This window comes from Pseudooceanicola lipolyticus (assembly GCF_002786325.1).
In the GTDB taxonomy this organism is placed as follows: domain Bacteria; phylum Pseudomonadota; class Alphaproteobacteria; order Rhodobacterales; family Rhodobacteraceae; genus Pseudooceanicola_C; species Pseudooceanicola_C lipolyticus.
On the sequence record NZ_PGTB01000138.1, the window covers coordinates 1 to 10378 of the forward strand.

General features: G+C 66.2%; 12 protein-coding genes. 3 read left to right on the top strand and 9 right to left on the bottom strand.

All coding sequences use genetic code 11. From position 1 onward, the window contains the following. From CVM52_RS20365 to CVM52_RS20375, 3 genes are all read right to left on the bottom strand, one after another. Positions 1–991: amidohydrolase family protein (locus tag CVM52_RS20365; RefSeq protein WP_100164253.1), on the bottom strand; the 991-nt coding region annotated here is incomplete at its 3' end. Positions 992–1107: 116 nt separating this feature from the next. Beyond that, positions 1108–1908 carry a histidinol-phosphatase gene (gene hisN, locus CVM52_RS20370; protein ID WP_100164254.1) on the bottom strand — a complete coding sequence of 267 codons (801 nt, stop codon included), beginning with the start codon at positions 1906–1908 and terminating at the stop codon, positions 1108–1110. Between the two features lie 43 nt (positions 1909–1951). Beyond that, complete coding sequence (locus CVM52_RS20375; protein ID WP_100164255.1) at positions 1952–2323, bottom strand: helix-turn-helix domain-containing protein; 372 nt, start codon at positions 2321–2323, stop codon at positions 1952–1954. A gap of 342 nt (positions 2324–2665) precedes the next feature. Here CVM52_RS20375 and CVM52_RS20380 point away from each other — a divergent pair, with 342 nt between their 5' ends. Further along, positions 2666–3625 carry an NADPH:quinone oxidoreductase family protein gene (locus CVM52_RS20380; RefSeq protein WP_370741651.1) on the top strand — a complete coding sequence of 320 codons (960 nt, stop codon included), beginning with the start codon at positions 2666–2668 and terminating at the stop codon, positions 3623–3625. Positions 3626–3655: 30 nt separating this feature from the next. On the opposite strand, the gene CVM52_RS20385 is transcribed toward CVM52_RS20380, so the two are convergent. Then, positions 3656–4537 carry a LysR family transcriptional regulator gene (locus CVM52_RS20385; protein WP_100164261.1) on the bottom strand — a complete coding sequence of 294 codons (882 nt, stop codon included), beginning with the start codon at positions 4535–4537 and terminating at the stop codon, positions 3656–3658. Between the two features lie 127 nt (positions 4538–4664). On the opposite strand from CVM52_RS20385, the gene CVM52_RS20390 reads away from it, so the two are divergent. Next, entirely contained in the window at positions 4665–4874 is a 210-nt protein-coding gene (locus CVM52_RS20390; protein ID WP_100164257.1) for a DUF1127 domain-containing protein, read from the top strand. Positions 4875–5083: 209 nt separating this feature from the next. Further along, on the top strand, positions 5084–5866 hold the full coding sequence (locus CVM52_RS20395) for a Bax inhibitor-1/YccA family protein (protein WP_100164262.1): 783 nt from the start codon (positions 5084–5086) through the stop codon (positions 5864–5866). Positions 5867–5982: 116 nt separating this feature from the next. On the opposite strand, the gene CVM52_RS26705 is transcribed toward CVM52_RS20395, so the two are convergent. The 5 genes from CVM52_RS26705 to CVM52_RS20415 form a co-directional block, all read right to left on the bottom strand. Continuing rightward, on the bottom strand, positions 5983–6168 hold the full coding sequence (locus CVM52_RS26705; RefSeq protein WP_133119911.1) for a hypothetical protein: 186 nt from the start codon (positions 6166–6168) through the stop codon (positions 5983–5985). Between the two features lie 36 nt (positions 6169–6204). Next, on the bottom strand, positions 6205–6708 hold the full coding sequence (locus CVM52_RS20400; protein WP_100164258.1) for a GNAT family N-acetyltransferase: 504 nt from the start codon (positions 6706–6708) through the stop codon (positions 6205–6207). Between the two features lie 106 nt (positions 6709–6814). Further along, positions 6815–6982, bottom strand: coding sequence for a 50S ribosomal protein L33 (gene rpmG, locus CVM52_RS20405; RefSeq protein ID WP_050927593.1), 168 nt, complete (start codon positions 6980–6982; stop codon positions 6815–6817). A 521-nt stretch (positions 6983–7503) separates the two neighbouring features. Then, on the bottom strand, positions 7504–8907 hold the full coding sequence (locus tag CVM52_RS20410) for an FAD-binding oxidoreductase (RefSeq protein WP_100164259.1): 1404 nt from the start codon (positions 8905–8907) through the stop codon (positions 7504–7506). A gap of 14 nt (positions 8908–8921) precedes the next feature. Further along, positions 8922–10378: gamma-glutamyltransferase family protein (locus CVM52_RS20415; protein ID WP_100164260.1), on the bottom strand; the 1457-nt coding region annotated here is incomplete at its 5' end.

Sequence of the window (10378 nt, forward strand, 5' to 3'; positions counted from 1 at the left end):
CCTCGGCCGCCAGGTTGCCGGCATCGTTGCTGGCCGAGCCATCCACCCCCAGCCCGACGCGCACGCCGGCATCGCGCATCGCCCGCACCGGCGCGATGCCCGAGCCGAGCCGGCAGTTGGAACAAGGGCAATGCGCCACCCCGGTGCCGCTGCGCGCGAACAGGCCGATCTCGGCCGTGTCCAGCTTGACGCAATGGGCATGCCAGACGTCGCCCCCGGTCCAGCCCAGATCCTCGGCATATTGGCCGGGGCGGCAACCGAACTGTGCCTGGCTATAGGCGATGTCCTCGTCATTCTCGGCCAGGTGGGTGTGCAGCATCACCCCCTTGTCCCGCGCCAGCAGCGCGGTGTCGCGCATCAGCTCGCGGCTGACCGAAAACGGCGAACAGGGCGCCAGCCCGACCCGGCACATCGAGCCTTCCGACGGGTCGTGAAAGGCGTCGATCACCCGGATGCAATCCTCCAGGATCGCGCCCTCGGCCTCGGTCAGCGCATCGGGCGGCAGGCCGCCCTGGCTTTCGCCGATGCTCATCGACCCGCGCGTCGGGTGAAACCGCAGCCCGATCTCGGCGGCGGCGGCGATGGTATCCTCCAGCCGCGCCCCATTGGGAAAGACATACAGGTGGTCCGAGGTCAGCGAACAGCCCGACAGCGCCAGTTCGGCCAGCCCGGTCAGCGCCGATACCCGCATCTCTTCCGGGCCGAACCGCGCCCAGATCGGATAGAGCGTCTGCAACCAGCCGAACAGCAACGCGTCCTGCCCGCCCGGCACCGCGCGGGTCAGGGTCTGGAACAGGTGGTGATGGGTGTTGACCAGCCCCGGCGTGACGACGCAGCCGCGCGCCTCGACCACCGCCCCGGTCGTTGACAGCCCCGGCCCCAGATCGGCGATCACCCCGTCGCGGATCAGAACATCGGCGCGCGCCAGTTCGCGGCGTGCGTCGTCCATGGTCAGGATTACATCGGCATTGCGCAGAAGCGTTTCGGACATAGCGGGCCCCATTCCCAGTCAGACACCCGCCTCATGGGAACCGGAACCGGGCATGCAGGTGGAAAACGGGTGAGAACTCGCATGCCGGCCAACCCTAGCGGCATGGCGCGGGCGGCTCAATCCCCCGTATGCGCCGCCAGCAATTCCATGGCCGCCGCGTGCAGCTCCGGCGTTGCCGCCGCCAGCACCCGGCCGCCCTCCTGCGCCGGGGTGCCGTCCCAGCCGGTCACCAGGCCGCCCGCCGCCTCGATCACCGCGATCGGCGCCTGCACGTCATAGGGTTTCAGCCCGGCTTCGATCACCAGGTCGATCTGCCCTGCCGCCAGCAGCGCATAGGCGTAACAATCCATCCCATAGCGGGTCAGCCGCACCTGCGCCGCCACCGCGCGGAAGGCCGCGCCCTCGGCGGCGCTGCCGACCTCGGGAAAGGTGGAAAACAGGATCGCCTGCGCCAGGTCGCGCATTGCGCGCACCTGCAGCGGCCGCGCGCCTTGCGGGCCGGTCATCTCGGCGATGCCGCGGCCGCCGACAAAGCGTTCGCCGGTATAGGGCTGGTCGATCACCCCCAGAACCGGGCCCTGCCCCTCGTTCAGCGCGATCAGCACGCCCCAGGTCGGCGTGCCGGACAGAAAGGCGCGGGTGCCATCGATCGGGTCCAGCACCCATTGCCGCCCGCTGGTGCCGTCGATGCGGCCCAGTTCCTCGCCCAGGATGCCGTCTTCGGGCCGGTGGCGCTGCAACAGTTCGCGCATCGCCACCTCGGCGGCGTGGTCCGCCGCGGTCACCGGGTCAAAGCCGCCCGCATCCTTGTTCTCGGCAGCCAGGCCGGGCGCGCGGAAATAGGGCAGCACCGCCGCACGCGCGGCGTCGGCCAGCATGTTGGCCAGATCCAGATCGGAGGGCACCCGGGAACTCATGCGCCCCAGGTGCCATTCCAAGGCAGAAAGATCAACGGGAGTTTTAGGCCACGTCGCTCAGCACCCGCGCCAGTTCGAACAGGCGCCGCCGCTGGTTCTCGGGGATCGCATAATAGGAGCGGACCAGGTCCAGCGCCTCTTTGTCGCCCATGATATCGGCGGGCACCACCGACTTGCCGCTGGTGTCCTTCTCCTGTTCGTCGAGACCCTCGAAAAAGAAGGAGACCGGCACGTCCAGAGCTTCGGCAATATCCCACAGACGCGAGGCGCTGACCCGGTTGGCACCGGTTTCATATTTCTGAATCTGCTGGAACTTAATGCCGACCTGCTCCGCCAGTTGCTGCTGGGTCATCCCGATCAGCCACCGGCGATGCCGCACGCGTTTACCGACGTGCACATCAACTGGGTGGGTCATGCTTATCTCCTCTCAAATACTGACAACATACTAAGCCAAGAATCGAAGGGATCAGCACGAGCTCGAAACACGCAGCTCAGTCAACCATACTCACCTATTTTCAACCAGAGACCCCACACCTCCGCTCGAATACTACGGGCTTTTGACCCTAATTCAAGACAGTTGATCCGGGCGTTGCGGGGGCTGTCCCCTGGTCGAATATGTGCGTTTCCCTCATCTTCTCGGCAGCGCAGCAACATCTAAGATCACAGACCCGCGTGACCGGACATTGCGTCGCCACCCACCGATATGCCACACCAGAGCGGCCTTGTCTGCAACCGATGGTGTACCAACATGTCTCTGATACGCGCATTCCAGATCGCGGAAACCGGCGGAAAAGCGTGTTTTTCCTCAATAGAACGGCAGAATCCGGGTCCCGGACAGGTGCGGCTGAGCATCCGCGCCTGCGGCCTCAATTTCGCCGACCTTTTGATCCAGAATGGAACCTATCAGGATATTCCGGCCGCACCGTTTACACTTGGGATGGAAATCGCCGGCGAAATTAGCGCTATAGGTGAGTCGGTGCAGGGGTTTGAACCCGGTCAACGGGTGGCCGTCTATGCCGGCCAGGGCGGCCTGGCCGAGGAAGGCGTCTTCGATGCCGACCGGGTGATCCCGATCCCCGATGCGATGAGTTTCGAACAGGCCGCGGGCTTTCAGGTCGCCTATGGCACCAGCCATATGGCGCTGGCCCATCGCGGCCGGCTGCAACCCGGCGAAACCCTGCTGGTCACCGGCGCCGCGGGCGGCGTCGGCCTGACGGCGGTGGAGATCGGCAAGCTGATGGGCGCCACGGTGATCGCCCATGCCCGCGGCGCCGACAAGCTGAAGGTGGCCAAGGCCGCCGGCGCCGACCACCTGGTCGATGACGGCGAGGACCTGCGCCAGCGCCTGCTGGATCTCGGCGGTGCCGACGTGGTCTATGACGCCGTCGGCGGCGCCGCCTTCAAGGCCGCCTTTCGCGCCATGCGCCCCGAAGGCCGGCTGATCGCCATCGGCTTCGCCAGCGGCGATGTCCCGCAAATCCCCGCCAATCACCTGATGGTCAAGAACCTCGACGTGATCGGCTTCTATATCGGCGGCTACATGAAATTCCGCCCCGATGCGGTGCGCAACAGCTTTGCCACTCTGATGGGCTGGTTCGAACAGGGCCGCCTGCGCCCGCATATCAGCCACGTGCTGCCGCTGGACCGGGTCGAAGAGGGCATGGCCCTGCTGCGCGACCGCAAGTCCACCGGCAAGGTGGTGATCCGGGTCAGCTGATCGCCCAGACGCGCGACAGGGGCGCCGCCGCTACCCCGCCACCTTCAGCCGCGGCTTGGCCTGGCTTTCGCCAAAGGCCTGGCGCAACAGCCGCGCCAGCGTCTGGTACACCTCGTTGCCGCCGTTCTCGCCGGCATAGAAGTTGATGTAGTGCTGCGGCAGCTGCGGCAGCGCGCCGCCATGGTCGATCATTTCCAGATGCGGCGGCAGGGTACCCTCCAGCAGCGCCTGCACCCCCAGATCCGCGGCCACCGTCGCCTCCAGCGTGCGGTCTGAATCGCTGTCCACCGACGAGGTCCAGTCGATCCCCGACGAGTCCAGCGCCCGCAGCACCAGCGGCCGGAAGATGCAATGCCGCGCCTGCACCAGTTCCAGCGGCCGCTGCCGCCAGGCCGACCCGCCCATGGCGCCGACCCAGACCAGGTTCTTGGTCACCAGGCATTCCGAGCCCGGCTGCTGCTCGGCCTCGGTGGTCAGGATCATGTCGCATTCGCCGCGGGCGAATTTCTGCTTCAGCACCGAAGTGTTCAGCGTCAGCAATTGCACCTTGAACCGCGGATAGGCGGCATTGAACTGCTGCAGCACCCGCGGGATCGCCGGGTAGACGATGTCATGCGGCACCCCCAGCACCACCTCGCCCTCGAAGGCCTGGTCGGTCAGCCGCCCGATCACCTCGTCATTCAGCGCCACCATGCGGCGGGCATAGGCGAGCAGCTGCTCGCCCGCGGCGGTCAGGGCGATGCCCCGCCCCGACCGGTCCAGCAGGTCCAGCCCCAGCAATTCCTCCAGCCGCTTCAGCTGCATCGACACCGCTGACTGGGTCAGGTGCAGGAAGCCGGCCGCCCGGGTCACCCCGCCGCTGTCGGCCACGGCCACGAAAGAACGCAGGGTGGTCATGTCGAGATTTCGCATCATCACAATCCTTGATGGATCATTTCAAAAACATTCGTTTCCAAAATGAACCACATTCCCCCATATACATCAAGGAAATTGATTGCCCCGCGATGAAACATCACAAACTAATGAAAGGACAAATACCATGACCTTAACCTTCGCCCGCCTGCTGCCCCGCATCGGCCTGACCGCCTCGATTCACGCACTGGCCGAACGGCATGCCGTCTGGCGGCAGCGCCAGGCGCTCAAGCAACTCGATTCCGCCGCCCTGCGTGACCTCGGCCTGACCCGCGAACAGGCCGAAGCCGAAGCGCGCCGCGGCTTCTGGGACGCCCCGGTAAATTGGCGCCGCTAAGCCGCTGAATGACATGAAAAAGCCACAATGAACCGTACCCAGCTGATTGCCGGGTGCGGTTTGTCGTTTTTTGCCGGTTTAGGGCAGTGTAACGACTTGAAAACGCGCCTTCACTCTCCGATATTCTAACAGGATACGTCGGTGGCGAACTGCCATCGGCCCAAGAGTTGACCTAACGTTACCTTAACGTTGATCCAATGGAGACCCTGATGGCAGAATTCGACACCTCCCGCGTTGCAGGCCGTTCGATCCCCGGCGCACGGGCGGCTGAAATCGACACGGGCCTTCGTGCCCACATGAATAAAGTCTACGGCACCATGTCCGTAGGCATGCTGATCACCTTCGCCGCCGCCTGGGCGCTGTCCGGCCTGTCGGTGACCGACGTGCCGACCCAGTACCAGGTCGGCCCCGATGAATACCTGACCGGGCTGGGCTATGCGCTCTATGCCTCGCCGCTGAAATGGGTGGTGATGTTCGCGCCGCTGCTGTTCGTCTTCGGCTTCAGCGCCGGGATCAACCGCATGTCGGCCGCCACCGCGCAGACGGTGTTCTATATCTTTGCCGCGGTGATGGGCATCTCGATCAGCTCGATCTTCCTGGTGTTCACCGGCTATTCCATCGCGCAGGTCTTCCTGATCACGTCGATCGCCTTCGCCGGCCTGTCGCTGGTGGGCTACACCACCAAGAAGGACCTGTCCGGCTTCGGCAGCTTCCTGATCATGGGTGTTATCGGCCTGGTTGTGGCCTCGCTGGTCAACCTGTTCCTGCAGTCGCCGGCGATGATGTACGCGATCTCGATCCTGGGCGTGCTGATCTTCGCGGGCCTGACCGCCTATGACACCCAGAACATCAAGAACACCTACCTGGCCCATGCCCACCAGGGCGACAGCGAATGGCTGGGCAAGGCCGCGATCATGGGCGCGCTGAGCCTGTACCTGGACTTCATCAACATGTTCATGATGCTGCTCCAGTTGTTCGGCAATCGCGAATAAGCGCGGCGTCAGACGGATACGGAAAGGGCGGGTGCAAACCCGCCCTTTTCTTTTTTGCTCCGGAATTGCGTGCAGACCGTGCCAGCGCCGGCCCGCACGGGTTGCCCGGGCTTTGGTCAGCGCGGCTGCTGCAGCGCGCCGCCCCCCGGCGCCCCGGACCGCAGCCCGGAAAAATCCAGCGCATAGCCTGGCTGCGCCGCCAGCGACGCGGTGCCGATCCCGGTAAAGCCCGCGCCCTGTTCCTTTTCGCAGGCGGCCAGGCCCAGCCCGGCGGCCAGCAAGAATGCAACTCGAATGATCATGTCTCTGCCCGTTCGATTGTTGTGATCACCCGCAGGCTAGCGCCGCGATGGCCCCGGCGCCAAGTCCAGGCGCATCCGCACCGCCGGAAAGGTGATGCCAGGCTGCAACGGCACCTCCATCGCCGCCTCGGCGACAAAGCCCATCGCGGCATAGAACGGCACCGCGTTGCGGGTCGACCAGCATTCCATCTCGGTCACTCCGGCCTCTTGCGCCTGCGCCAGCAAATGGCCCAGCACCGCCCGCCCCACCCCCTGCCGCACGACGCGGTCATCGGTGGCGACATGGCGCACATGGCCGCGTTGCGGCGCGCCCCGGTCGCGCGACCAGCCGCCAACGCCCAGGATGCGCCCGCCGCGCAGCGCCGCGTAATAGCGGCCGCTGGCCACCAGCGTCGGTTGCGCCTTCGCGATCAGCGGCAGCGCGGTGACCAGCACCGAGGGCGGATAGGCGGTTTTCAGCAGCCGCGGATAGGCCCGTGCCAGCAGCGCGTCGACCTCGGCCAGATCGGCGCGCGTGGTGGGGCGCAGCGTCAGGGTCATCCGGGCCTCCGGGCATATGGGCGGATATTGCCCTGATATGGGGCCGGATACGAAAAAGGCCACGCGCGCGGCGTGGCCCCAATCGGAACGTCAGTGGCAGATCAGCTTACTTGATCTTGCCTTCCTTGTATTCGACATGCTTGCGGGCCACCGGGTCGTATTTGCGCACCGACATCTTCTCGGTCATCGTGCGCGCGTTCTTCTTGGTGACATAGAAGTGGCCCGTGCCTGCGGTCGAATTCAGGCGGATCTTGATGGTGGTCGGCTTGGCCATGGGTCGTCTCCTGCGCCGGGCACGCGTCCGGCCCGTGAAATCTCGTGAAGCCCGCCTTTTAACGATCACCGGGCGCGAGTCAACAGCTTTGCGCGGCTTTCGCACCGCCGCGGACGGATTTGTCGCGGGGGGCGAATTTGCCGGGAAGTAACCGCGCTCGAACGCGCGAAAACGTTGGCAGATCGCCGGAATCTCGCGCTACCGCAGCTGACATATCGCCTGCGCTTTCCGCAAGCCGCGCCATCGCCGGCCCGCGGGATGGCGATCCCACGGTTCAGCCTCGCGCTTTATCTCAGCCAGGATCGAACGACCTCGACAGCCGGGCGCTTGCGTCACCAAATCGCCAGCCCGTCGGGGCGGGCCGGCGATGGCGCGGCGGCCTGCGGCCTTGTTCCGCGCCTCAGATTGGGTTCAGACCGGCCAAGGGCGATCGGGTGGGGCTTACCCCGTCGCGCAAATGAAAATGCCGGCGCAAACACCAGCATTCCCAACCACTTGCCCCCTGCCCCCGCCGGAACAGCCTAGATCGGCAGGATTTTTCCCGGATTGAGGATGTTCTCCGGATCCAGCGCCGCCTTGACCGCTGCCATATAGCGCGTCGCCGGCCCCAACTCGCGCTCCAGATAGGGCCGCTTGCCCTGCCCGATCCCGTGCTCACCGGTGCAGGTTCCCGCCATCGAGATCGCCAGGTCGTTCAGCCAGCCGACATAGTGCTCGGCCTTGGCGATCTCCTCGGGCTCATCCATGTCGATCAGCAGCAGCGCGTGGAAATTGCCGTCGCCCACATGGCCGACCATCGGCGCGATCAGCCCCTCCTCGGTGGCCTTCTCCTGCGCCGCGACGACACATTCGGCCAGCCGCGAGATCGGCACGCAGACATCGGTCGAGATACCCTTGGCCCCGGGCCGCAGGCCCAGGCAGGCCCAGTACATGTCATGCCGCGCCTGCCACAGCCGGCTGCGCTCCTCGGTGCTCGAGGTCGCGTCAAAACCGCTGCCGCCGAACTCACCGGCGATTTCGCCGAAGGTCGCCGACTGCTCGGCCACCCCGGCCTCGGAGCCGTGAAACTCCAACAGCAGCAGCGGCGTCTCGGGCAGGTCCAGCTTGGAATAGGTATTGGCCGCCGACACGCTCAACTGGTCCAGCAGCTCGATCCGGGCAACCGGGATGCCGTACTGGATGGTTGCCATCACCGCCTGGCAGGCGGCATCGACGCTGGGAAAGGAACAGCGCGCCGAACGGATCGCCTCGGGGATGCCCTGCAACCGCAGGGTGATCTCGGTGATCACCCCCAGCGTGCCTTCCGAGCCAACCATCAGCCGGGTCAGATCATAGCCGGCCGAGGATTTCCTGGCCCGTTGCGCGGTGCGGATCACCGTGCCGTCGGCCATCACCACCTCCAGCGCCAGCACATTGTCTTTCATGGTGCCATAACGCACCGCGTTGGTCCCCGAGGCGCGGGTCGCCGTCATCCCGCCCAACGAGGCATTGGCGCCGGGATCGATCGGAAAGAACAGCCCCTGGTCGCGCAGATAGGTGTTCAGCTGTTCGCGGGTCACGCCGGGCTGCACCACGCAGTCCAGGTCTTCGCCATGCACCGCCAGGATCCGGTTCATCTCGCTGAAATCCAGGCAGACACCGCCCGCCGGCGCGTTGACATGGCCCTCCAGCGACGAGCCGATGCCGAAGGGAATGACCGGCACGCCATTTTCGGCGCAGAGGCTGACGATCTCGGACACCTCGGCGGTCTCGGTCGGGAAAAGCACCGCATCGGGCGCCTGGGTGTCGATCCAGGTGGTGGTGTGGCCGTGCTGGTTCCGAATCGCCTGGCCGGTCTGGCAGCGTTCACCGAAGCGCTGCTTGAGAATGCCGACAACCGCCGTGATCCCCGGCTCGTTGCGTGGCAGGGCCGTGGACTGAACCATATTTCGCTATCCTTCTATTCGCCCAGCGCAATTCCCTCGCGGCGAGGGTCGGCGGCGCCCCGTAACCTGTCTCCGATGGCGATGGCATGCAAGCCGGAATTGAGATCGCCCACCTGCACCTCGTAACCCAGCGCCTCCAGCCCGGACTGCAGCGCCGCGGCCTCGGTCCCGGCCTCCAGGTCGAAGGTGCCAAAGCGGTTGACCGCGTGGCCCATCGACACCGCCTGCTGCACATCCATGCCCCAGTCGATCCAGGCGATCAGCGCCTGGGCGACATAGCCGATGATGCGGCTGCCCCCGGGCGAACCGATGGCCAGCACCGGCCGCCCGTCGCGCAGCACGATGGTGGGTGCCATCGACGAGCGCGGCCGTTTGCCCGGCTCGACCCGGTTGGCGACGGGCAGACCGTCCCGGTGGCTGGCAAAGGAGAAATCGGTGAGCTCATTGTTCAGCAGCATCCCCCGCACCATCAGCCGGGCACCGAACAGGTTTTCGATGGTGGTGGTCATCGACAACACGTTGCCATAGCGGTCGACAATCGAAATATGCGAGGTCGAGGGCAGCTCGATCGCCGCATCGTCGCCCCAGAGCCGGGCATGGTCCCAGTCGGGGGTGCCGGGGCTGACTTCGGGCAAGGCATCATCGCCCTCCAGCAGCCGCGCGCGGCCAGCCAGATAGGCCGGGTCGGTCAATCCCTTGGTCGGCATCGGCACGAAATCTTCATCGGCCATGTACCTGCCCCGGTCGGCAAAGGCGAGGCGCGCGGCATCGCCGATGCGCCGCCAGGCCTCGGCGCTGCCAGGGCCCAGCGCAGCCAGGTCGCTGTGGCGCAACATCCCGAGGATCTGTCCCACCGTCAGCGCGCCCGAGGACGGCGGGCCCATGCCGCAAACCTGGTAACCACGATAGTCTACACAGACCGGCGGGCGTTCCTTGACCGCGTAGAGCGCCAGGTCGACCTGCGACAACAGGCCGGGATTGCCCTTGGCCGCGCGCACCGCCCGAACGATGTCGGCGGCAACCGGGCCGGTATAAAAGCCCTGCGCGCCCTGCTGCGCCAGCAGCCGCAGGGTGTCGGCATAGGCCGGATTCGTCAGGCGCTGGCCCGCCACCAAAGGCACGCCTCCGGGCAGGAAATAATCCGCCGCATCGGGGCTGCTGGCCAGCCTGTCGCGGTCGTAGGCGACCAGTTGGGCCAGGCGCGGCGAGACGGCAAATCCGGTTTCGGCCAGGGTGATGGCCGGATCGAACAGTCCGACCCAGGGCAGCCGCCCCCAGCGGCGATGCGCTGCCTCCAGCAGCGCCGGGGTGCCTGGCGTGCCGACCGAGCGGCCGCCGACCACCGCATCGAAGAACCCAAGCGGCGCGCCGCTTGCGTCCTGGAACAGCCGGGGCGTCGCCGCCAGCGGCGCGGTCTCGCGCCCGTCCAGCGTGGTAAGCGTGCGGGTTGCCGCGTCGTACCAGACCAGGG